Origin of the sequence: Pseudomonas sp. YJ42, from assembly GCF_047225135.1 — a bacterium.
GTDB lineage: Bacteria > Pseudomonadota > Gammaproteobacteria > Pseudomonadales > Pseudomonadaceae > Stutzerimonas > Stutzerimonas stutzeri_E.
Genome location: NZ_CP178378.1, coordinates 4,567,636 through 4,589,455 on the forward strand (window position 1 = coordinate 4,567,636; position 21,820 = coordinate 4,589,455).

Annotated in this window: 24 protein-coding genes and 4 tRNA genes; 21 read left to right on the forward strand and 7 right to left on the reverse strand. The window is 57.1% G+C overall.

Going from position 1 to position 21,820, the window contains the following annotated elements; genetic code table 11:
* Positions 1-80: 80 nt before the first annotated feature.
* The 5 genes from ACL0K2_RS21190 to ACL0K2_RS21210 all read left to right on the forward strand — a co-directional run bounded on the left by ACL0K2_RS21190 (position 81) and on the right by ACL0K2_RS21210 (position 2,171).
* Entirely contained in the window at positions 81-1,316 is a 1,236-nt protein-coding gene (locus ACL0K2_RS21190; protein ID WP_045161178.1) for an aspartate kinase, read from the forward strand.
* A gap of 182 nt (positions 1,317-1,498) precedes the next feature.
* Complete coding sequence (csrA, locus tag ACL0K2_RS21195) at positions 1,499-1,684, forward strand: carbon storage regulator CsrA (RefSeq protein ID WP_003283978.1); 186 nt, start codon at positions 1,499-1,501, stop codon at positions 1,682-1,684.
* Positions 1,685-1,746: 62 nt separating this feature from the next.
* Positions 1,747-1,837: transfer RNA gene (locus ACL0K2_RS21200), tRNA-Ser, on the forward strand.
* Between the two features lie 110 nt (positions 1,838-1,947).
* Positions 1,948-2,024: transfer RNA gene (locus ACL0K2_RS21205), tRNA-Arg, on the forward strand.
* A gap of 70 nt (positions 2,025-2,094) precedes the next feature.
* Positions 2,095-2,171: transfer RNA gene (locus ACL0K2_RS21210), tRNA-Arg, on the forward strand.
* Positions 2,172-2,217: 46 nt separating this feature from the next.
* Here ACL0K2_RS21210 and ACL0K2_RS21215 read toward each other — a convergent pair.
* A complete protein-coding gene (locus ACL0K2_RS21215; protein ID WP_413043381.1) occupies positions 2,218-2,706 on the reverse strand; it encodes a DUF4124 domain-containing protein in 489 nt (162 codons plus the stop codon).
* Between the two features lie 316 nt (positions 2,707-3,022).
* Between ACL0K2_RS21215 and mgtE the strand changes: the two genes are divergently transcribed.
* From mgtE to ACL0K2_RS21235, 4 genes are all read left to right on the forward strand, one after another.
* Positions 3,023-4,471, forward strand: coding sequence for a magnesium transporter (gene mgtE / locus ACL0K2_RS21220; protein WP_045161329.1), 1,449 nt, complete (start codon positions 3,023-3,025; stop codon positions 4,469-4,471).
* Positions 4,472-4,608: 137 nt separating this feature from the next.
* On the forward strand, positions 4,609-4,857 hold the full coding sequence (locus ACL0K2_RS21225; protein ID WP_045161331.1) for an OadG family protein: 249 nt from the start codon (positions 4,609-4,611) through the stop codon (positions 4,855-4,857).
* A gap of 22 nt (positions 4,858-4,879) precedes the next feature.
* The gene (oadA, locus tag ACL0K2_RS21230; protein WP_413043382.1) at positions 4,880-6,661 is read left to right on the forward strand and encodes a sodium-extruding oxaloacetate decarboxylase subunit alpha; all 1,782 of its coding nucleotides are present in this window, start codon (positions 4,880-4,882) and stop codon (positions 6,659-6,661) included.
* Positions 6,662-6,671: 10 nt separating this feature from the next.
* Positions 6,672-7,808, forward strand: a complete 1,137-nt coding sequence (locus tag ACL0K2_RS21235; protein WP_045161333.1) for a sodium ion-translocating decarboxylase subunit beta — start codon at positions 6,672-6,674, stop codon at positions 7,806-7,808.
* Positions 7,809-8,024: 216 nt separating this feature from the next.
* Here the strand turns inward: ACL0K2_RS21235 and ACL0K2_RS21240 are convergent, their stop codons facing one another.
* Positions 8,025-8,351, reverse strand: a complete 327-nt coding sequence (locus tag ACL0K2_RS21240) for an Arc family DNA-binding protein (RefSeq protein ID WP_045161334.1) — start codon at positions 8,349-8,351, stop codon at positions 8,025-8,027.
* A gap of 220 nt (positions 8,352-8,571) precedes the next feature.
* Positions 8,572-8,754: a PA3371 family protein gene (locus ACL0K2_RS21245; protein ID WP_045161335.1), complete on the reverse strand. Its 183-nt coding sequence runs from the start codon at positions 8,752-8,754 to the stop codon at positions 8,572-8,574.
* A gap of 512 nt (positions 8,755-9,266) precedes the next feature.
* Between ACL0K2_RS21245 and ACL0K2_RS21250 the strand changes: the two genes are divergently transcribed.
* Positions 9,267-9,343 (forward strand) — tRNA-Arg (locus tag ACL0K2_RS21250).
* A 175-nt stretch (positions 9,344-9,518) separates the two neighbouring features.
* On the opposite strand, the gene ACL0K2_RS21255 is transcribed toward ACL0K2_RS21250, so the two are convergent.
* The 4 genes from ACL0K2_RS21255 to flgA form a co-directional block, all read right to left on the reverse strand.
* Entirely contained in the window at positions 9,519-10,268 is a 750-nt protein-coding gene (locus ACL0K2_RS21255; RefSeq protein WP_045161337.1) for a flagellar brake protein, read from the reverse strand.
* Between the two features lie 73 nt (positions 10,269-10,341).
* The gene (locus tag ACL0K2_RS21260; protein WP_413043383.1) at positions 10,342-10,812 is read right to left on the reverse strand and encodes a flagella synthesis protein FlgN; all 471 of its coding nucleotides are present in this window, start codon (positions 10,810-10,812) and stop codon (positions 10,342-10,344) included.
* A 46-nt stretch (positions 10,813-10,858) separates the two neighbouring features.
* Positions 10,859-11,188, reverse strand: a complete 330-nt coding sequence (flgM, locus tag ACL0K2_RS21265) for a flagellar biosynthesis anti-sigma factor FlgM (RefSeq protein WP_045161339.1) — start codon at positions 11,186-11,188, stop codon at positions 10,859-10,861.
* 103 nt (positions 11,189-11,291) lie between these two features.
* Positions 11,292-12,032, reverse strand: coding sequence for a flagellar basal body P-ring formation chaperone FlgA (gene flgA, locus ACL0K2_RS21270; protein ID WP_045161340.1), 741 nt, complete (start codon positions 12,030-12,032; stop codon positions 11,292-11,294).
* A gap of 96 nt (positions 12,033-12,128) precedes the next feature.
* Here flgA and ACL0K2_RS21275 point away from each other — a divergent pair, with 96 nt between their 5' ends.
* From ACL0K2_RS21275 to flgJ, 11 genes are all read left to right on the forward strand, one after another.
* The gene (locus tag ACL0K2_RS21275) at positions 12,129-13,061 is read left to right on the forward strand and encodes a chemotaxis protein CheV (RefSeq protein ID WP_045161341.1); all 933 of its coding nucleotides are present in this window, start codon (positions 12,129-12,131) and stop codon (positions 13,059-13,061) included.
* A 37-nt stretch (positions 13,062-13,098) separates the two neighbouring features.
* Positions 13,099-13,923, forward strand: coding sequence for a protein-glutamate O-methyltransferase CheR (gene cheR / locus ACL0K2_RS21280; protein ID WP_045161342.1), 825 nt, complete (start codon positions 13,099-13,101; stop codon positions 13,921-13,923).
* A gap of 213 nt (positions 13,924-14,136) precedes the next feature.
* Positions 14,137-14,541 carry a flagellar basal body rod protein FlgB gene (flgB, locus tag ACL0K2_RS21285; protein ID WP_045161343.1) on the forward strand — a complete coding sequence of 135 codons (405 nt, stop codon included), beginning with the start codon at positions 14,137-14,139 and terminating at the stop codon, positions 14,539-14,541.
* Between the two features lie 14 nt (positions 14,542-14,555).
* Positions 14,556-14,999 carry a flagellar basal body rod protein FlgC gene (gene flgC / locus ACL0K2_RS21290; RefSeq protein WP_045161344.1) on the forward strand — a complete coding sequence of 148 codons (444 nt, stop codon included), beginning with the start codon at positions 14,556-14,558 and terminating at the stop codon, positions 14,997-14,999.
* A gap of 18 nt (positions 15,000-15,017) precedes the next feature.
* Positions 15,018-15,698: a flagellar hook assembly protein FlgD gene (gene flgD, locus ACL0K2_RS21295; protein WP_045161346.1), complete on the forward strand. Its 681-nt coding sequence runs from the start codon at positions 15,018-15,020 to the stop codon at positions 15,696-15,698.
* Between the two features lie 31 nt (positions 15,699-15,729).
* On the forward strand, positions 15,730-17,010 hold the full coding sequence (flgE, locus tag ACL0K2_RS21300) for a flagellar hook protein FlgE (protein ID WP_045161347.1): 1,281 nt from the start codon (positions 15,730-15,732) through the stop codon (positions 17,008-17,010).
* 192 nt (positions 17,011-17,202) lie between these two features.
* Positions 17,203-17,943 (forward strand): flagellar basal-body rod protein FlgF, encoded by a 741-nt coding sequence (gene flgF / locus ACL0K2_RS21305; protein ID WP_045161348.1) that lies wholly within the window; start codon positions 17,203-17,205, stop codon positions 17,941-17,943.
* Positions 17,944-17,988: 45 nt separating this feature from the next.
* Positions 17,989-18,774 (forward strand): flagellar basal-body rod protein FlgG, encoded by a 786-nt coding sequence (flgG, locus tag ACL0K2_RS21310; RefSeq protein WP_045161349.1) that lies wholly within the window; start codon positions 17,989-17,991, stop codon positions 18,772-18,774.
* 29 nt (positions 18,775-18,803) lie between these two features.
* A complete protein-coding gene (gene flgH, locus ACL0K2_RS21315) occupies positions 18,804-19,499 on the forward strand; it encodes a flagellar basal body L-ring protein FlgH (protein WP_045161350.1) in 696 nt (231 codons plus the stop codon).
* Positions 19,500-19,512: 13 nt separating this feature from the next.
* Complete coding sequence (locus ACL0K2_RS21320) at positions 19,513-20,616, forward strand: flagellar basal body P-ring protein FlgI (RefSeq protein ID WP_045161351.1); 1,104 nt, start codon at positions 19,513-19,515, stop codon at positions 20,614-20,616.
* Between the two features lie 10 nt (positions 20,617-20,626).
* Positions 20,627-21,820 carry a flagellar assembly peptidoglycan hydrolase FlgJ gene (gene flgJ, locus ACL0K2_RS21325; protein WP_045161352.1) on the forward strand — a complete coding sequence of 398 codons (1,194 nt, stop codon included), beginning with the start codon at positions 20,627-20,629 and terminating at the stop codon, positions 21,818-21,820.

A 21,820-nucleotide genomic window follows, 5' to 3' on the forward strand; every position in this document is an offset into this window, starting at 1 on the left:
CACGCTGACCGGGCGCGTGCATAGCGGTGCTTGGAAGGATTGTTTAATAAGCGCCCGAGATGGGCTTAGGCGGCGATGAAATGGCTTTGATCGTACAGAAGTTTGGAGGTACTTCGGTGGGCTCCGTCGAGCGCATCGAACAAGTGGCGGCGAAGGTCAAGAAGTTCCGTGACAATGGCGACGACATCGTCGTGGTGGTTTCCGCCATGAGTGGTGAAACCAACCGCCTGATCGATCTGGCCAAACAGATCAGCGAGCAGCCCGTTGCTCGTGAATTGGACGTCATGGTCTCGACGGGCGAGCAGGTCACCATCGCCCTGTTGGCGATGGCGCTGATCAAGATCGGCGTGCCGGCGGTGTCTTATACCGGCGGTCAGGTGCGTATCCTCACTGACAGCGCCCATACGAAAGCGCGAATTCTCCAGATCGATTCGCAGCAGATTCACAAGGAGCTCAAGGCGGGCCGTGTCGTCGTGGTCGCCGGTTTTCAGGGCGTTGACGAGGCGGGCAACATCACCACGCTTGGTCGTGGTGGGTCGGATACCACCGGTGTGGCCCTGGCCGCTGCGCTGAAGGCGGACGAATGCCAGATCTATACCGACGTCGACGGGGTCTACACGACCGATCCTCGCGTCGTAGCCAAGGCTCAGCGTCTCGACAAGATCACCTTCGAAGAGATGCTCGAGATGGCGAGCCTCGGTTCAAAGGTGCTGCAGATTCGTGCCGTCGAGTTCGCCGGCAAATACAGCGTGCCGTTGCGTGTGTTGCACAGCTTTCAGGAGGGTCCAGGAACCCTCATTACCCTTGATGAAGAGGAATCCATGGAACAGCCCATCATTTCCGGCATCGCTTTCAATCGTGACGAAGCCAAGCTGACCATTCGTGGCGTACCGGATACCCCCGGGGTAGCCTTCAAGATTCTCGGCCCGATCAGTGCGGCGAACGTCGAAGTCGATATGATCGTGCAGAACGTCGCGCACGATAACACCACGGATTTCACCTTCACCGTCCACCGGAACGACTACCATAACGCGTTGCAAGTCCTTGAAGGCATTGCGCGGGATATGGGTGCACGGGAAGTTATCGGCGATGTGGATATCGCCAAGGTGTCGATAGTCGGCGTTGGCATGCGTTCGCACGCGGGCGTGGCGAGCCGGATGTTCGAGGCGCTGGCGAAGGAAAACATCAACATCCAGATGATCTCCACCTCTGAAATCAAGGTGTCGGTGGTAATCGAGGAAAAATATCTGGAGCTGGCGGTGCGGGCCCTACATACCGCGTTTGAACTGGATGCTCCCGCCGGGAAAGGGGAGTGATTGGCAGAATTGCGACTAATTCGCGCCTTCCGTCGAATTAGATGGGGCAAAAAGGAACTTTAGAGTCGCCCCTACTGGTCAATAGCTGGTGAAAGGCTCTAGGGTCGATGTTTCACGGAACATTATCCGTTTTTATCTTTGCAGACTGTTTACTGAATTGAATCCGTTTTAAGGAGAAAGGAATGCTGATTCTGACTCGCCGGGTCGGAGAGACCCTGATGGTGGGTGACGATGTGACTGTCACTGTGCTGGGTGTCAAAGGAAATCAAGTGCGCATTGGAGTGAATGCACCCAAAGAGGTAGCGGTGCATCGCGAGGAGATTTATCAACGGATCCAGAAAGAAAAAGATCAAGAACCAAGCCATTAATATTTATGTGATTTTTGGCTTTGCAAGCGGGGCGAAGATGGGTATCATGCGCCCCGTGTTGCGGAGAGGTGGCCGAGTGGCCGAAGGCGCTCCCCTGCTAAGGGAGTACATCTCAAAAGGGTGTCGGGGGTTCGAATCCCCCCCTCTCCGCCATTTTGCATAATGGGTTTTTGAGTCGGTTTTAGCGTTGGGATTTGATGGGAAATCATTGAATCAAAGAGCTTGACCAACACATCTACAAACTTATAATGCGCACCCTCAGTGCACTCATAGCTCAGCTGGATAGAGTACTCGGCTACGAACCGAGCGGTCGGAGGTTCGAATCCTCCTGAGTGCACCATATTGCAACGAGCGGCAGTAATGCGGTTCGATGTTGTAACCAGCGGTGATCTGGTTTATCAAGCGCTTATGCACTCATAGCTCAGCTGGATAGAGTACTCGGCTACGAACCGAGCGGTCGGAGGTTCGAATCCTCCTGAGTGCACCAGAATCGAAAAGGGCCTGCAGCAATGCAGGCCCTTTTTCGTATGCGGTCAACGCTTGCCACGAACGCAGCCGTGTTCGTCGAAGCTGATGGTTCGCGTCCGGCCTTTGCCGCTGTAGCGATATTGCACTTGTCCATTGCGGCTGGTGACGGTGTCAGGTGCGCCAAAGGTGCTTTCGACATCGGCGCGGGTCATGCCGGGGCGGATTTGCTGACTGATCATCGCGCTGCGTCTCGCATTGCCAGTGATACGGTTTCCGCATCCATCGTCCTGCTTCCCCACGACGGTAAGCGATCTTGTTGCTTCCTTCTTGGTGCGCTTGCGTTGCGCCAGTGGCTTGGCCATGGGTACGGCTTTGCCAGAGCTTGGCGTTGGGTTGAGCGCCTCTTGGATCTGAGCGGTTTGATTTGCTGGGCAGCCCTGTTGGCTGAACGTGAGATTGCCTGCTCCATCGACGCAGCGATAGACGTTTGCGGCGAGCAATGGAGTGGCGTCGAAAAGCAGGGCGCAACAGCCCGCGGCGAGTAGCTTGTTCACGGTCGTCCTCCTTGACGATGGGTCGGACCAGCCTAGCTAATAATTTATCTCCTCGCAGTCGTGCCTTCCCGTAACGTGAATGCGTCGACACTGATAACAAGCAATCCTCCGTAAGGCCATGATGCAAGCAATTGTATTGCCTGCATTTGTGGTCTGGCTTAACGGTTGCGATGGTATTATCACGTGGTCCGCCCTTTTGGGCTTCTGGATCCCCCTCATGGATTTGCCCAGTAGTCGTATAAAACTTTCGCTTGCCAATCACGTTTCGAATGATTGATCCCCTGGCGCGCTCCGACCGCTGGGGGTGGAGTGCGCCATGACTGAAGTAGAAGCAAAAAAACCGCAAGAAAGTCTCCAGGATCGTCTGGCGCAAGTCGTCGAACTGCTTCATCGGCACAAGATCGTGGAGGATCTGGCTCATCGTCAGAGCCAGGACGGGCAGCATCAGGCTGTGATCGAAAATCTGGTGCATCGCCAGAACCTCGTCGAGCTGCAGCGCAAGCTGGAAGAGCTGCATCCCGCGGATATTGCGCACATCCTCGAGGCGCTACCGCTCGATGATCGTCTGACGGTATGGCAGTTGGTCAAGTCGGACCGCGATGGCGATATTCTGCTTGAGGTCTCCGATGCGGTGCGCGAAACGCTCATCGCCGACATGGATGATCATGAGCTCCTGGCGGCGGCCAAGGAAATGGACGCTGATGAGCTGGCGGACCTAGCCGCAGAGCTACCTCGCGACGTCGTGCATGAGTTGATGGAAACCCTCGATGCGCAGCAGCGTGAGCGTGTCCGCTCGGCGCTGTCCTACGAAGAGGACCAGGTAGGTGCGCTGATGGACTTCGAGATGGTCACGATCCGCGAGGACGTGAGCCTTGAAGTGGTTCTCCGCTATTTGCGACGCCTGAAGGAATTGCCTGGACATACTGACAAGCTGTTCGTCGTCGATTACGACGGCGTGCTCAAAGGCGTTCTGCCAATCAAGCGCTTGCTGGTCAATGACCCGGAGCGGCACGTCTCTGAAGTCATGGCTAGCGATCCGGTGACATTCCATCCGGACGCGGATGCCTACGAGGCGGCGCAAGCGTTTGAGCGCTATGACTTGGTTTCCACGCCGGTAGTGGACAAGAGCGGCAAGCTCATCGGACGTTTGACCATTGACGAAATGGTCGACCTGATCCGCGAGGAAAGCGAGAGCGAAGTGCTCAACATGGCGGGTCTGCGTGAAGAGGAAGATATCTTCGCATCGGTCTGGAAGTCTTTGCGCAACCGCTGGGCCTGGTTGGCGGTCAATCTGATCACGGCTTTTATAGCCTCGCGGGTAATCGGCCTTTTCGACGGCTCGATCGAGAAGCTGGTCGCGCTAGCTGCATTGATGCCTATAGTGGCCGGCATCGGTGGTAATTCCGGTAACCAGACCATCACGATGATTGTTCGTGCGATGGCGCTGGATCAGATGGGGACCGGTAACAGCGCTCGCTTGCTGCGCAAGGAAGCGGGCGTCGGGATGCTGAATGGCCTGATATGGGGCGGCGTTATCGGCATCGTGGTCTATTGGCTATATGGTAGCTGGTCCCTGGGCGTCGTAATGACTGCAGCGATGACGCTAAACCTGTTGCTGGCGGCCTTGATGGGCGTGCTTATTCCCGTGACGCTGGCTCGGATGGGGCGGGACCCTGCGCTGGGGGCCAGTGTCATGATCACCGCAGTGACCGACAGTGGCGGTTTCTTTATTTTCCTCGGTTTGGCGACTGTTTTTCTGCTCTGATCCCTTCCAATTGCGGCGACTTGGCGTTTGCCTTGCGCCTGTTATTCGGGCTAATGTTCGCGGGTTTCGCTCCGGCGAAGCCCTGAACCCGATGCGAATAACAGGCGGCCCGAGCTGCTGATTGAAAGGGAAACCCGATGACCCCCAGCGAACTCCTGCTCGAAGGTGTCGAACTTATGCTGTTCGGCTTAGGTTCCGTCTTCATCTTCCTCGTTTTGTTGATTGTCTGCATTCGCCTGATGTCTTTGTTGATCAGCCGCTTTGATAGCGCGCCGACAACTCAGCCTGCCTCCATTAAGTCTGCCGCTGTCACGGCTGAAATGGACGCCGACCTTCTTGCAGCCATTCAGGCCGCCATTCATCAGCACCGCGCGCGTCGCGGTTGACTCAGAACAGGGAGTTCCGCTCATGACTTCTGCAAAACAGCCGCTCGGTATAACCGACGTGGTGCTACGTGATGCCCACCAATCCATTCTTGCCACCCGCGTGCGCCTCGAAGACATGTTGCCGATTGCCGGCAAACTCGATCAGGTTGGCTTTTGGTCGGTTGAATCCTGGGGCGGCGCGACCTTCGATGCCTGCATCCGCTATCTTGGTGAGGACCCGTGGGAGCGTATTCGCGAACTGAAGAAAGCGATGCCCAATACCCGCCAGCAGATGCTGTTGCGTGGTCAGAACCTGCTGGGCTATCGGCATTACGCCGATGACGTAGTGGAAAAATTCGTCGAGAGGGCGGCGATCAACGGGGTCGACGTGTTCCGTGTGTTCGACGCGATGAACGATCCGCGCAACCTGGAAACAGCACTACGCGCCGTCAAGCGACAGGGCAAGCATGCCCAGGGCACCATTTCCTATACCACCAGTCCTGTGCATACCCTGGAGATGTGGGTTGATCTGGCCAAGCAGATCGAAGATATGGGCGCGGATTCGGTGGCGATCAAGGATATGGCCGGCATTCTTACGCCGTATACGGCCTATGAGTTGGTCACGCGGCTGAAGGCGAGCCTATCCATTCCGATCCATATGCAATGCCATGCGACGGCGGGCCTGTCGACCGCGGCAATCCTCAAGGCCGTTGAGGCTGGAATCGATAACGTCGATACCGCCATCTCTTCGCTCTCGATGACCTATGGACACTCGCCGACCGAATCAGTGGTAGCGATTTTTCAGGGCACCGAGCGGGACACGGGACTCGATCTGCAGCTTTTGGAAGAGATCGCTGCGTATTTCCGCGAGGTGCGCAAGAAGTACGCCAAATTCGAAGGCACACTGAAGGGGGTCGATTCACGAATTCTTGTGGCGCAGGTGCCAGGTGGCATGCTGACCAACATGGAAGGCCAGTTGAAGGAGCAGGGCGCCCTCGATAAGTTCGATCAGGTCCTGGCGGAAATCCCTCGTGTTCGCGAAGACCTCGGTTTCATCCCGCTGGTAACGCCGACGTCGCAGATCGTCGGCACTCAGGCGGTGATCAACGTGCTGACCGGTGAGCGTTACAAGTCCATTACAAAGGAAACTGCAGGCATCCTAAAGGGCGAGTATGGCGCTGCTCCGGCCCCTTTCAATACCGAACTGCAGCAGCGCGTGCTAGATGGTTCCGAAGTCATCACATGCCGTCCTGCCGATCTACTGCAACCGGAAATGGACAAGCTGACTGCAGAGCTGAAAGGGTTGGCGAAGGACAAAGGCCTTACGCTGGCTAAGGATGAAATTGACGACGTTCTGACATATGCGCTGTTTCCTCAGATTGGTCTCAAGTTTCTCGAGAACCGGGGCAATGCTGCCGCTTTCGAGCCAATGCCAACTGGTAACGAGCAGGCGCCACGCGAGCCTGGCGCCCCCGAGGTCTATACCGTCGAGGTCAATGGCCGGTCGTTCGTCGTGCAGGTCAACGAAGGCGGCGACATCGAAGGGCTCAAGCCGCTCGGTGATATGCCGGGCGCGACGTCCGCATCCGTTTCCGCGCCTGCCCCTGGCGCTGGCGAGCCTCAACCCGCACCGCTGGCTGGCAATATCTTCAAGGTGCTCGTACAGCCCGGTCAGTTGGTGCAGGAGGGCGATCTCGTGATCATCCTCGAAGCCATGAAAATGGAAACTGAAATCCGTGCATTCAAGGCCGGCACCATCTCCGGTGTGAACGTCAAGGTCGGCGATGCGGTGTCCGTAGGCGACAGCCTGCTGACCATCGCTTAAGGAGTGCTGCATGGATAAGTTGCTCAAGCTATGGCACAGCACCGGCTTGTATCACCTGGAGCCCGGTCAGCTGCTGATGATCGTGGTGTGCCTGGCATTGATCTATCTGGCGATTCGCAAAGGGTTCGAGCCTTTGCTGCTGATCCCGATCGGGTTTGGTGGCGTGCTTGCCAACATTCCGGTCGCCAACATGGCCGAGGGTGCCGGCATTCTTCATCTGTTCTACGAAGTCGGTCTGCCGACCAGCGTGTTTCCGTTGTTGATTTTCATGGGTGTGGGAGCAATGACCGACTTCGGTCCGATGCTCGCCAATCCCAAGACCTTGTTGCTCGGTGCGGCGGCGCAGTTCGGTATCTTCGCCACCTTGCTCGGTGCCTTGGCGCTGGCGGCGATGGGGGTTCCGGGCATGGAGTTCACCCTGCGCGAGGCGGCTTCAATCGCTATCATCGGGGGGGCTGACGGCCCGACATCGATCTTCGTCACTGCGAAGCTCGCGCCGCATCTGTTGGGCCCAATCGCCGTGGCTGCCTACTCCTACATGGCGCTGGTCCCGTTGATTCAGCCGCCCATCATGCGTGCGCTGACAACTAAGGAGGAGCGCGCCATCGTCATGACGCAGCTGCGTCATGTCGGGCAGGCGGAAAAAATAGTCTTCCCGCTCATGCTTGCTTTGATGGTTGGCTTTTTGCTGCCCGATGCAGCTCCGCTAGTGGGCATGTTTGCCTTTGGTAACCTGTTGCGTGAGTGCGGCGTGGTCGATCGCCTGGCTGATACTTCGCGCAATGCCTTGATCAACATCGTTACCATCGCGCTGGGGCTGACGGTTGGGTCCAAGTTGTCGGCCGAAGCCTTTCTACAGCTAAAGACGCTTGGGATTCTATTGCTCGGAATGCTCGCCTTTTGCGGCGGCACTGCAGCAGGCGTGCTGATGGCCAAGATGATGAACATGTTCAGTACGAACAAGATCAATCCTCTGATTGGGTCGGCAGGCGTATCGGCCGTGCCGATGGCTGCACGGGTGTCGAATAAGGTAGGACTCGAGGCAAATCCTCAGAACTTCCTGCTCATGCATGCCATGGGGCCTAACGTGGCGGGCGTGATTGGCTCGGCAGTTGCGGCAGGAATATTGCTGAGTTTTGTAGGCTAGACAGCGGCCAGCTTCGCTGGTCGCGCTAAAGAATAAGGCCCTGTATCGATGAGATGCAGGGCATTTTTTTTGCGGATGCGTAGATGTCGCTCGGTCAGTATCGGATGGAACGAAGTAGCCAGAAAGTTGGATAGGATGATCACCGGCAAGAATGGCAAACGACAACGCCCCGGCTGAACCGAGGCGTTTGGACCCTTCCGCAGGCTACCGGTATTGTCAGCCTTCGTCTTTTGCGGCTTCGGTATCTTGTGCAATCAGGGAAATCAGGGCGTTCTGCTGTCGGTGGGCGAGTTGGCGGAAGCGCTGAAGTAGTTCACGCTCGTGAAGCGTCAGTTCCGGGCTATCTAGGCGCATAGCCGAATCATCGTCAAGTGCGCCTTCCTGGAGAAGGCTTTGCTCCAGACGGGCGATGATCTCAGAGTTCATGCTGCGATGATGATTGCGCGCAACCTCGGCGATACGCTCGCGCATCCCGTCTGGTAGCCGAACCACGAATTTGTCAGCCGTGCGGCTGGAATAAACTGCCTGCTTCATAGGGCGCATAGTAAACCGGTTAGTCAGGTGGGCGATGGTGGCTTATTGCCGTTCTAGTCACCGGTCTGACACCAAACAGCGGTTGCTGTTCCACGACCTAGGAAAAAGATGCTAGACGACTTAATGACGTCAATTATACGACGACAAAATGAACAGTAAAGGTTTTGGGTGGTGGCCAATAGCCTTTACTGTGATCTACCGCTGATCTGGCCCTTTAAAACCGTTCATCCTAGCGTAGGACGGGGTCGAACTTGATCCGCCGACCGAGGGCTAGGGATATGACGAAAAGCGTCCCGAAAAGGACGGTACCGCAGTCGACAAGCGTATCCCAAAGTCCCGGGAGGCTAGCCCCTATGCTCAAAACACCGCAAGCAACGCCGAGTAAAAGGAACAAGCAACCATAGACAGACATTTTTTATCTCCGTGTGGAACCTGTGGCGATTAAAACTTATCTCTTAAAAGACCCAGCGTTGCGGCTGCACAGGCTTGCTTACTTCCTGGCTGATGGTCTGCGCCGGGGCTGACAGCCTTGGTGTGGTTAGTGCGCTGGGTTGTGGTAGTGCGGCTGGAAAGCGATCCGGGCCTGGCATTTCTTGCATCGAAGTGATAGTAGCCAGAACCGCGGTGCTGAACAGAAAGGCTGGGCGTAGCATCGGCGTCTCCTTCGCATAAATGGTCTGGATGACTTAAGCATTCGCCGTGCCAGGATTTGCTCACAAAAAACTGTGTTATTTCAATGGCTTACGGTTCATCAATAAGCCGATCTCATGCGCTTTGCATGATGCGGTCAAATACTGTCGTGCAGATTGCAATGACCGAGTGGGGGTGAATTTGTATTCGGTATTTTGATGTCTGGTTGATGCCATGGGTGCCGCAGCAAGCATGACAAACGAGCCAAGGCCCGCTAACATGCTGCCGCCATGCGTCCCAGTAGCTCAATTGGATAGAGCATCCCCCTCCTAAGGGGAAGGTTGTGAGTTCGAACCTCGCCTGGGACGCCAGTTTTTTCGCATGCGTGAAACGACTGTCAGTGCCGTATGGCAGCCGCTAGGGCTGGAGAGGACAAGGTGCAAGGCGCCGAGGCTGTACGCCGGCTCGGCTTGTCGGGATAGCGAGGCGCTTGTTGCGGTTGTTTCGTTGTGCTGCATGTTCAGCGATAGCGCGCGTAAATCTACTTCAGCTAAAACGGTCGCTTGCCTGGTCTCGTCGTGCTTCGCGTTGGAGCTGGTAGACGAATCGCTCGATCTGTCGCTGCGTCAGGCCACTGATGCGATAGAAGCGCATCCCACAGAAGGTCAAGTCCAGCTTCTCATCAAAAATAACGTGGCGTAGCTCGGCTGCGGTTGTGATGGTGCCGAAGGGCAATTTGGCGGAAAGTTGCTCATATACCCGACCCGCTTGGAGACCGTGCTGTACGTCGCCCTGGAAGCTCAGCTTGCAGCCGGTGGCCGACATGTCCAGCACTTTGCCTTCCAGGGGTTTTTTGATTGATTTACCGCTTAGTTCGACGGCGATAGGCTGCCCGCTCAATTGGGCTCGGTAAGCGTTACGCCGCTGATGATAAATGATCTGGCCGGGCAGCGGAGTCCAGTAGCAGCGTGCGTCGTCCAGTTCGCCAAGGTGCACGGCGTGCTCGTTATTCCAGGCGACGCGTACACCCTCGTAGTAGCCCTCGATCTGGAACGGCTCTCCGGCGGTCATCATTCTCTCACCGTCGTTCGGAATGAGTTCGTCTAAGGCAATCCAACCCTTTTCGCGGTTTATCTCGATCAGATAGGTCTGATAGCGCTGATTGCGTTCGGTGAAGCGAACCAATAACGGGATGCGGTTTTCCAGCAGCAATCGCAGGTTCGCATGGACCTCAACTGCGGTCTTAAGTATTTGAGGAGGCTGGGGACCTTCATCCTCAGCGAAGGGATTAGACACTTAGCTCTGCTCTCCGGCATGTAACGACGTCGGCTGCATGATAGCACTTTGCCTTTATTGGGCTGCGTGTGTTTCAAGCCTGGCTGAGCGGACGATGATTGGCGCTCCTGGCAGCAGCGCCGCGACGGTCGTAAAGGTCGGGTGCCTGGTTGGTGCCCTGCAGCACCTTCAGCATGCTTCCCACTGCATTCTGATTGGCGCGGATCAGCTTACCGTTGCGCTCGTTGGCGTTTCGGCAGGCTTCAAGGATTCCGTCGAGTTGCTCTGCCTGATCGACAATGTCCTTGCCGAGTGCCGAACTTGCGGCAAATGCCAACAGACCGCTCCTGTCGGCGCTTAGCTGTGCCGTGGCTAGCGTCTGGCTGCGAAGGGCACCATGTTGATTCAGTAGCGCAAGCAGCGCTTGTTTCTGTGTGAGCAGCTGTTCGAGCCTTGAGAGGTCGCGTTCAGCGAGCGCCTGGTATTCTGCATCGGTGAGCTCAAGAAGCTTCCGGGCGGTGCCGATATCTTCGACGAGCTGCTGAAGCAATTCAGTGTCTTGCATAGTGGCCTCTAACGCGTTGACGCTTGGCTACCTTAACTGCCAAAACTCAACGCTGGCTTTCGAACGCCAGTAGCTTCGATGCTACTCGCTGACTATCTACCTGATAACTGCCATCGGCGATGGCCTGCTTGATCTGAGCTACACGTTCTTGGTCAACGACGGGCTGCTGATTCAGTTTCTCCGACGTCTGCTGAAGGCGCTGTGCTTCGGGACTCAGCTGGACGCTTTCGCCGGATACCGATGCGCTGCCAGTACTCTTCGCTGCATCGGTAGGCGTTTGCTGAACTCCGGGGCGTTCGGTGTTTTGGACGTTGGGGCTGCGTCCGCTAGTGGGTGAATTGACGGCGCTGTTGGGCCGGTTGAAATCGATAGCCATGATCGAAACCTCGAATAAGTCAGGACGCTTGCCTGCTTTTCGGCAATGCCTCAGAAAACTTTAGCTTTTTTTGCAGATGGCGGCGGCGTCGATCTCATCTCCGCTACATATCAACTTCCACCTGGCCGGGACCGACGACGCGGGCCTTGATCGTTCGCCCGGATCGCTGGTTTTTGACCCGAATCTGGGTACCGAGTGCGCCATCGGACAATGCTTCTCCAGGCATTCTCACATTTATCGTTGAATTTTTCGCGCTGATTACTACCTGATCGCCTTTACGAACGACCTCGGCAGCAGAAATGTACGTAGGGGCAAGCACCTGGTCCGGGAGGGCACTACGGGTGATCTTGTTGCCCAGCACCTGATCGAATGCTGTCAAGTAGCCTTGAGTCAGTACGCTGACGTCACGCTCGGCAAGTGCAACATCGGCCTGTTCCACAACGCTCTCACGGGCCAGCGGGCGCCGGGCGACAATAACCTCGCGGAACAAATGGACCTGTGCCGGGACGAAAACGGACCAGGGGGCAGCACCTTCGCAACTGACTCGCAATGTGGTGCGGCCGATCGGCTGCGCGGGGCTTTCGAGCTTGACCGTCAGAGGACGATCACAGGCCGCCAGGCGCAGGCGTGGATCGAGCCTGTTGATCTCGATTTCGTGGCGCGCTCGAATTTGGCTACGCTGCAAATAGTCGGTTACTTCCCGCTCAAGAAATTCGCGGGTCGCGTCGATAAGCTGTTCAGGTCGTGTCACGCTCGCTGAGACAGCAAACTGGCTCAGCCCGCATAAAACCGATAGCAGGATCGCTCGGAAAAGCGTATTGCATGGACGCCGGAAAAAAGTCATCTGTTTGCTCATGACATGAGAGAAGCAAGGGACGTGCCGTTAGTCCAAGCTTTCATGGCATCTGAACGTCCATTTTGCGCGCAAGAGGAAACTGGCATGGCCGGTGTATTGGATTCGGTTAACCAGCGTACCCAGCTGGTCGGGCAAAATCGCCTGGAGCTGCTGCTATTCCGTCTGGATGACAAGCAGCTCTATGGCATCAACGTATTCAAGGTCAAAGAGGTCCTGCAGTGCCCTCGGTTGACCGTCATGCCTCGGTCGAGTCCAGTCGTTCGCGGAGTCGCAAACATACGGGGCAATACGCTATCGATCCTCGATCTGTCCCTGGCCACCGGAAAACCGGCGCTACAGGATCTATCCAATAGCTTCGCCATCATTGTCGAGTACAACACCAAAGTGCTTGGCTTTCTGGTGCGTTCCGTCGAACGGATCGTCAACATGAACTGGGAGGCTATCCTGCCGCCTCCGAAGGGTGTTGGGCATGATCATTATTTGACAGCCGTGACCCACGTGGACGGTCAGATGGTCGAGATCATCGATGTCGAAAAGGTCCTGGCCGAGGTAGCGCCTGTATCCGAGCAACTGTCGGTAGGCATTGCGGATGAGGAAACCAGTAGCAAGGCGTCCGTTAGCCGGGTTCTGGTCGTCGATGACTCTTCTGTTGCGCGAAAACAGGTTATTCGTTGTCTACAGAATCTGGGAATCGAGGTAGTGGCGCAGAACGATGGTCGTCAGGCGTTGAACTATCTGAGAAAGCTCGTTGAGGGCGGTAAGAAGCCATCCAAGGAATTCGTGATGATGATTTCCGACATCGAGATGCCGGAGATGGATGGCTACACGCTGACGACCGAGGTGCGGCAGGATCCGTCTATGCGTGATATGCATATTCTGCTGCATACTTCGCTTTCCGGCGTGTTCAACCAGAGCATGGTCAAGCGAGTCGGTGCAGATGATTTTCTTGCCAAATTTCAGGCGGACGATCTGGCCAATCGAGTGATAGAACGGATCCGGACTACGGATAACAATTGAGGCATCGTCCTCTCAATACGACTGGTGGGCATTATTAGTGTCAGGTGATCCGGATTTTGATCAGTTCCGAGTATTCCTAGAGAAGACTTGCGGCATCCTGCTCGGCGGAAATAAGCAGTATCTAGTATCCAGCAGGCTGAATAAGTTGATGGAGCAGCAAGGGCTCAAGAGTCTGGGAGAGCTGGTCAGGAAGATTCAGGCCCAGCCACGTAGCGGTTTGCGCGAGCAGGTCGTGGATGCGATGACGACCAACGAAACGCTATGGTTTCGCGACACCTATCCGTTCGAGGTGCTCAAAAACCGTATTCTGTCGGAGTTGCTGAAAGGCGCTCCAGGTCAGCGCTTGCGGATATGGTCAGCGGCCTGTTCATCGGGGCAGGAGCCTTACTCGTTGTCGATGTCCATCGATGAATATGAGCGCAGCAGTCCTAGCCAACCGAAGCCTGCGGTACAAATAGTGGCCACCGAATTGTCGGGGGCCATGCTTGCCGCATCCAAAGCGGCAGAATATGACAGCCTTGCTATTGCTCGAGGCTTATCAAGCGAGCGGCTGCAGCGCTATTTTGATGTCAAGACGCCTGGGCGCTGGGTGGTCAAGCCTGCTATTCGCAGCCGCGTCGAGTTTCGTGTACAGAACCTGCTCGACAGTTACGCAGTTCTGGGAAAATTCGACGTGGTGTTCTGTCGCAACGTCCTCATTTATTTTTCCGCCGATGTGAAGAAGGACATTCTCAAGCGTATCCACGCGACTTTGAAACCAGGCGGCTACCTGTTCCTGGGGGCATCCGAGGCGCTGAACGGCTTGCCCGAGCTGTACCAGATGATTCAGTGCAGCCCAGGCATCATCTATAAAGCGAAGTAGTGCTCCAGTCGCCTAGCGACTGCGCGACGACGCGGCAGAAATCTGTCGGTTACGAGTGACTAAGCGGCAAAAGCCTGGAAAGGGCTTGCCGCTTTTGACGCATTGCTTGTAACGGTCTCAAGTAAACTTCTTATAAATCAATAGATTGAGTATGTGGCACGGCCTTTGCTGGTGGTTTGCTAGGCAGACTTGTATCCGGCAGAGGGCCAGATCATGAGCATCAGTTTCGATAAAGCACTGGGAATCCACGAAAAGGCGCTCGGCTTTCGCGCGCAGCGTGCCGAGGTGTTGGCCAACAATATCGCCAACGCCGATACGCCGAATTACAAAGCACGCGACCTAGACTTCAGCGCCGTCCTCGCCGCACAGAACAGTAAAAATCAGGGTGGGTTTGGGGTCGCCGTTACCAGCAGCAAGCATATCGCTGCCGAAGGTATGGAGATCGCTGATCCGGGGCTGCGATTCCGCACACCTGCTCACGCATCGCTGGACCAGAACACCGTCGATGCTCAGGTCGAGCAGGCCGCCTACGCCGAGAACGCCATCGACTTTCAAGCCAGCTTCACCTTGCTCAACGGTAAGTTCAGGGGGCTTATGAGCGCCCTGCGCGGCGAATAAAAGGAGCGAAACCTATGTCCCTTAGCAGCGTATTCAATATTGCCGGCAGCGGCATGAGCGCCCAGAGCACTCGCCTTAACACTATTTCCAGCAATATCGCCAACGCCGAGACGGTGTCGTCCAGTGTCGACCAGACCTATCGTGCGCGTCATCCGGTATTCGCCACCCTGTTGCAGCAGGCCAACGGCTCGCCAAGTGAGTCGTTGTTCTCCGAGCAGGACCAGGCAGGTGCCGGTGTTCAGGTGCTCGGTGTGGTGGAAGACCAGAGTGAGCTGCAGGCGCGCTACGAACCCAACCATCCGGCGGCGAACGAGGAAGGCTATGTCTACTACCCGAACGTCAACGTGGTGGAAGAAATGGCCGACATGATTTCGGCCAGTCGCTCGTTCCAGACCAATGCCGAGCTGATGAACACGGCCAAGACCATGCTGCAGAAAGTACTGACCCTGGGCCAGTAACCCTTACGAGAGATTGCCATGAGCACAACAGGCGGCGTTGGCGGTACCGGTTCGGTACTCGACCAATATCAGATCAAGGATCGCGAAGTAAAAAGCAACGATCTCGGCAAGAACGAGTTTCTCGAATTGCTGGTGACTCAGTTGAACAACCAGAACCCGCTGGAGCCGCAGGAAAATGGCGAGTTCATTGCTCAGTTGGCGCAATTCAGCACGGTAGAAGGGGTTGAGAAGCTGAACTCGAGCATGGAAACCATGTTGTCGGGATATCAGTCATCCCAGGCGCTACAGGCCTCCTCACTGGTTGGTCGCAAGGTGATCGTTCCGACAGACAAGGCGGTGGTCGACACCAGCGAAACCTTCAAGGCCAGCCTGGTATTGCCCACGACCAGCAGCAACGTATCGGTCAACGTTTATGACAGCTCCGGGACGGTAGTGAACCGGATCAACATGGGCCAGCAGGAAGCGGGCAACGTTTCGTTCATGTGGGACGGCAAGGATTCGAGCGGCAAAACCTTGCCGCCGGGAACCTACCGATTCGAAGCACAAGCCACCTATCAAGGCGAAACCAAGGGGCTGTACACCTTGCTTCCCGCCAACGTAGACAGCGTCACGCTCGGACAGAACGGAGGTGAGCTGATGCTCAACCTCGCCGGTATCGGCAGTATCGGCCTGTCTAAAGTTCAGGTTATCGGTCAGTAACTACCGGCGCGTCCGGTAACAGGAGCAATTCATGTCGTTCAATATCGGCCTCAGCGGCATGCGTGCCGCCAGCAAAGATCTTAATGTCACGGGTAACAACATCGCCAACGCCGGTACGGCGGGCTTCAAGCAATCGCGCGCCGAGTTCGCCGATGTCTATGCCTCGTCTGTGCTCGGCACAGGTAAAAATCCTCAGGGTAGCGGTGTTCTGCTGGCGAACGTTTCGCAGCAGTTCAATCAGGGCAATATCAACTACACGCAAAACGCGCTGGATCTGGCCATCAATGGCAACGGCTTCTTCCAGGTCAGCAACAACGGTGCATTGAGCTATACCCGCGCCGGCTATTTTGGTACCGACAAGGAAGGCAATCTGGTCGATAACTTCGGCTACAACTTGCAGGGCTATTCGGTTGATGGCAACGGTAATATCCAGACGGGTCAAGTGAGCGACTTGAAAATCCAGACCGCCAGTCAGGAGCCGAAGGCGACGACGAAGATCACCCAGGGGTTCAACCTCAATTCGACCAATACCGAGCCGGTTAACACCCCGTTCGATCCAGCCGACCCGCTGAGCTACAACTCATCGACGTCGACAAACATCTATGACGAGCAGGGTAATGCGCACGTCATGACGCAGTATTTTGTCAAAACCGGTACTGCCAACACCTGGCAGATGAACGTGCTAATAGATGGGCGGAATCCCGCTGATCCGGTGAACAGCACTGCACCTAGCACAACAACGCTTGCCTTCAGCCCTTCGGGAAGTCTTGTCAACCCGGCCAGCGGTAGCACCGCGATAGCTGGGTGGCAGCCTGCTGTCCAGAACACTGACGGGACATGGTCCTTGAATAACGCGGCGCCAGCTGCTGGGTTGGACATGGCGCTCGACATGCGGGGTTCGACCCAATACGCCAGCGCATTCGCAGTCAACAGCGTAAGCCAGGATGGTTACACCACCGGTGAGCTGGCCGGCCTAGAAATCAGCGAGAGTGGGGAGATTTTTGCTCGCTATACCAATGGTCAGTCCAAAGTGCAGGGGCAGATCATTCTGGCTAACTTCGCCAACGTTCAGGGTTTGACCCCGGTCGGCAAGACGCAATGGGTGCAGTCATTCGAATCTGGCGAGCCGGTACGCAATCCGCCTGGCAGCGGTACGCTGGGTTCGTTGCAGGCCGGTGCGCTGGAAGATTCCAACGTCGAACTGTCGGACCAGCTGGTCAACTTGATCGTTGCGCAGCGCAACTATCAGGCGAACGCCAAAACCATTGAAACCGAGAGTGCGATCACTCAGACGATCATCAATCTACGCTAACGGTTTTGCTATATGGGTCGAGGTGGCGGGAAACTGCCGCCTCGCTTTTCCAAGGTCCTTCGGGGCCTTTTTTTATATAGAAAATTTATTGTTTTTCAATTACTTACTTATCGTTCGTGCGGTTGGCATGTGTCTTGCTGAGTCTCTATGTGCAGATTCAATTAGCGTCAATTCGTGTGTTACGGAGGTTCCATGGACAAGATGCTTTATGTAGCAATGACGGGGGCGAGCCAGAACGCTCGCGCCCAACAGGCACATGCCAACAACCTGGCAAACATCTCGACTACGGGCTTCCGACGCGACTTCGAACAGGCGCGCTCGATGCAGGTTTTTGGTGACAGTTTTCCAGCGCGTGTTTATGCGATGTCGGAGCGTCCGGGAACGGACTTTAGTGCCGGCACGCTGCAAGAAACCGGTCGAGACCTTGATGTGGCGGTCGAAGGCGACGGCTGGATCGCGGTGCAGGCACCGGATGGTAGTGAGGCCTATGCCCGCACTGGCAGTCTGAATATCGACACCCTCGGCATGCTCAGGACCGGCGACGGTTTGCCGGTGCTCGGCAATGCTGGGCCGATTGCCGTGCCGCCGGAAGAGAAAGTGGAAATCGGCGCCGATGGGTCCATCAGTATCCGAGCGCTTGGCGAGGATCCGAACGTGGTGGTGACGGTCGACCGCCTCAAGCTGGTCAACCCCGATCCGAAGCAGTTGCAGAAGGGTACCGACGGGCTTATCCGGATGAAGGATGGCCAGCCCGTCGAGGCCGACGCTGCGGTCCGTGTGACTTCGGGCTTTCTCGAGGCCAGTAACGTCAATGCGGTGGCAGAGATGACGTCCATGCTGGCGTTGTCCCGGCAGTTCGAGCTTCACGTGAAAATGATGCGCACCGCCGAAGAAGATGGCGCCGCTGCGGCCCGAGTCTTGCAAATCAGCTAGTAACTAACGCGTCGCGCCCGAAAACCGGCGTACGAGGAGAAGAACATGCTTCCAGCACTGTGGGTGAGTAAGACGGGTTTGTCCGCCCAGGACATGAACCTGACCACCATTTCCAACAACCTGGCCAACGTATCCACCACGGGCTTCAAGAAAGACCGCGCCGAATTCCAGGACCTGCTGTACCAGATCCGCCGCCAGCCCGGCGGGCAATCCTCGCAGGACAGCGAGCTGCCTTCTGGTCTTCAGCTGGGTACCGGTGTGCGAATCGTCGGTACGCAGAAGCAGTTCACCGCTGGCAGCCTGCAGACCACCGAGCAGCCGCTCGACATGGCAATCAACGGCCGTGGCTTCTTTCAGGTGCTGCTGCCCGACGGCACCGTTTCTTATTCCCGTGACGGCAGTTTCCATCTGAACGCCGAAGGCCAGATCGTAACCTCCAACGGTTATGCCCTGGAGCCGGCCATCGTCGTGCCGCCGGAAACCCAGACATTCACCGTAGGCGAGGATGGCACCGTGTCGGTGACCACGCTCGGCAACCCGGCGCCGCAGATTATCGGCAATCTGCAGACCGCTGACTTCGTCAACCCGGCCGGCCTGCAGGCCATGGGCAGCAACCTGTTCCTGGAAACGGCTGCCAGTGGCGCGCCGCAGGTCAGCACGCCCGGTCTCAATGGATTGGGCACGGTCCTGCAAAACACATTGGAAAACTCCAACGTCAGCGTCGTCGAGGAGTTGGTGAACATGATCACCACTCAGCGCGCCTACGAGATGAATTCGAAAGTCATCTCCACGGCCGATCAGATGCTGTCTTTCGTTACCCAGCAGCTGTAACAGCTGTCAGCCGCTGGATTGAGGTGAATATGCGCCGCTTGTTGTCCGTCCTTCCCCTAGTGCCCGCCGTGATCCTGTCCGGCTGCATGGCGCCTGCGCCCAAGCCCAATGATCCTTACTACGCGCCGGTGCTGCCGCGCACGCCGCTGCCGGCCGCGCAGAACAATGGTGCGATCTATCAGGCGGGTTTCGAGACCAATCTCTACGACGATCGGAAGGCCTATCGGGTTGGCGACATCATCACCATCACGCTCAATGAAAGGACGCAGGCGAGCAAGAACTCCAACTCGAAGATATCCAAGGACAGCAGCGCCAATATCGGACTCGGATCGCTGTTCGGCGGCGCCGTTTCGATGGCCAATCCGTTGACAGGAAACAGCATGAGCCTCGGTGCCGAGTACGAAGCGGCGCGTGACACCTCCGGTTCCGGCCAGGCGGGGCAGAGCAATAGCCTGTCCGGCTCGATCACCGTGACTGTCTCGGACGTGCTGCCCAACGGCATCCTGGCGATCCGCGGCGAGAAATGGATGACGCTCAATACCGGCGATGAGCTGGTGCGCATTGCCGGCCTGGTGCGTTCGGACGATATCGCCACCGACAACACCGTACCTTCGACCCGTATAGCCGATGCGCGCATCACCTATTCCGGCACTGGCGCCTTCGCCGATGCCAGCCAGCCAGGTTGGTTGGATCGTTTCTTCATCAGCCCGTTGTGGCCGTTCTAAGCAGGTGCCGGCAATGAAACTGTTCAGCTCGATCGTAGTTGCCTTGCTGTGCCTGGTCGCCATTCCGGCGCAAGCCGAGCGGCTCAAGGACATCGCTACCATTCAGGGCGTGCGTAGCAACCAGTTGATCGGCTACGGCCTGGTGGTCGGCCTCAATGGCAGCGGCGACCAGACCACCCAGACGCCGTTCACGGTGCAGACCTTCAATAACATGATGGCGCAGTTCGGCATCAAGGTACCGGCGGGTGGCAACGTGCAGCTGAAGAACGTGGCGGCCGTGTCGATCCATGCCGATCTGCCACCCTTCGCCAAGCCTGGACAGACCATCGATATCACCGTTTCGTCGATCGGTAATGCCAAGAGCCTGCGTGGCGGTAGCCTGCTGATGGCGCCGCTGAAAGGTATCGACGGCAACGTTTACGCCATCGCCCAGGGCAACCTCGTGGTGGGCGGCTTCGATGCGGGCGGTGCGGACGGTTCGCGGATTACCGTCAATATTCCGTCTGCCGGCCGTATTCCCGGTGGCGCGACGGTCGAGCGGCCGGTGCCGAGCGCATTCAATCAGGGCACGACCCTGACAATGAACCTCAACCGCCCGGACTTCACCACGGCCAAGAACATCGTCGACCACATCAATGAGCTGCTTGGCCCGGGTGTGGCCCAGGCGCTGGATGGCGGCTCGATCAGCATTACCGCACCTCTGGACCCGAGCCAGCGCGTCGATTACCTGTCGATCCTGGAAAACCTCGAAGTCGACGTTGGTCAGGCGGTGGCCAAAGTGATCATCAACTCGCGTACCGGCACCATCGTGATCGGCCAGAACGTCCGTGTGCAGCCAGCCGCCGTAACCCATGGCAGCCTGACGGTAACCATTTCCGAAGATCCGCAAGTCAGCCAACCGAACCCGCTGTCGGACGGGCAGACGGTGGTCGTGCCCAACTCCAAGGTGAAGGCGGAGCAGGAAGCCAAGCCGATGTTCAAGTTCGGCCCGGGCACCACGCTGGATGAAATCGTTCGAGCGGTGAATCAGGTGGGCGCTGCGCCCAGTGACCTGATGGCTATCCTCGAAGCCCTCAAGCAAGCCGGCGCGTTGCAAGCCGACCTGATCGTGATCTGAGGACGAACCGATGGAAAATCGACTGGGACTCGGGCGGCGTACGCCTGACAGTGGCAGCTACTCCGACCTGAACCGCCTGAACCAGCTCAAGGTAGGTAAGGATCGTGACGGCGCAGAGAACGTGCGCAAGGTCGCGCAGGAGTTCGAGTCCCTGTTCATGAACGAGATGCTCAAGTCGATGCGTTCGGCCACCGAGGTCATGGCGCAAGACAATCCGCTCAACAGTCAGGCCAGCAAGCAGTACCAGGACATGCACGACCAACAGCTATCGGTCACGCTGTCCAAAGAGGGCGGTGGCATCGGGCTCGCCGACGTGCTGGTCCGCCAGTTGGCCAAGCAGCAGGCGCCGAGCGAGAAGCCGAATCCTTTCGCTCAGGTGGCACAGACCGAGGGTGCGAAGTGGTCGAGCAACCCCAACTCGAAGATTGCTGCGGTGGATCCGACGCGCAACGATTCCCAGCTGCTCAACCAGCGTCGTCTGGCGCTGCCGGGCCGTCTGGCCGAGCGTGCAGCGGTTGAAGTTGCAGCCACGAACTCCCAGGCCGAACAGCCCAACCAGAGCGGCGGCGTCCAGCCGCTGGTCAACCTCGACTGGAAGCCGGCCACTGCATTCGCCGCCCCCAAAGACGCGCCGTTGACCATCAACGGCGTTGAGACGACAGCCCCGAGCGCACCGAGCAAGACGCGTTTCAGCTCACCTGCCGAGTTCATCGCAACCATGCTGCCGATGGCGGAAAAGGCGGCCAAGCGTCTCGGTGTCGAGCCACGTTTTCTTGTTGCGCAAGCTGCGCTGGAAACCGGCTGGGGTAAGTCGATGATCAAGCAGACGGACGGCACCAACAGTCACAACCTGTTCGGTATCAAGGCTACGGGTTGGAAAGGTGAGTCCGCGACTGTAACTACGACCGAGTATGTCAACGGCAAGGCAACCAAGCAGGTAGCAGGCTTCCGTGCATATGACTCGTTCGAGCACAGCTTCAATGATTACGTCCGGCTGCTGGAAAGCAACGATCGTTACAAGCCAGCCATTCAGGTGGCTAGCGTGTCAGGTGATTCGGAGCGTTTCGTTAAAGAGTTACAGCGAGCCGGTTACGCGACCGACCCGCAATATGCGCGCAAGATCAACCAGATCGCCCGCAAAGTACAGACATACCAGACAATAGCCGACGCGAGTTCGGCCCCTGCGGTACGGACTAGAGGCTAA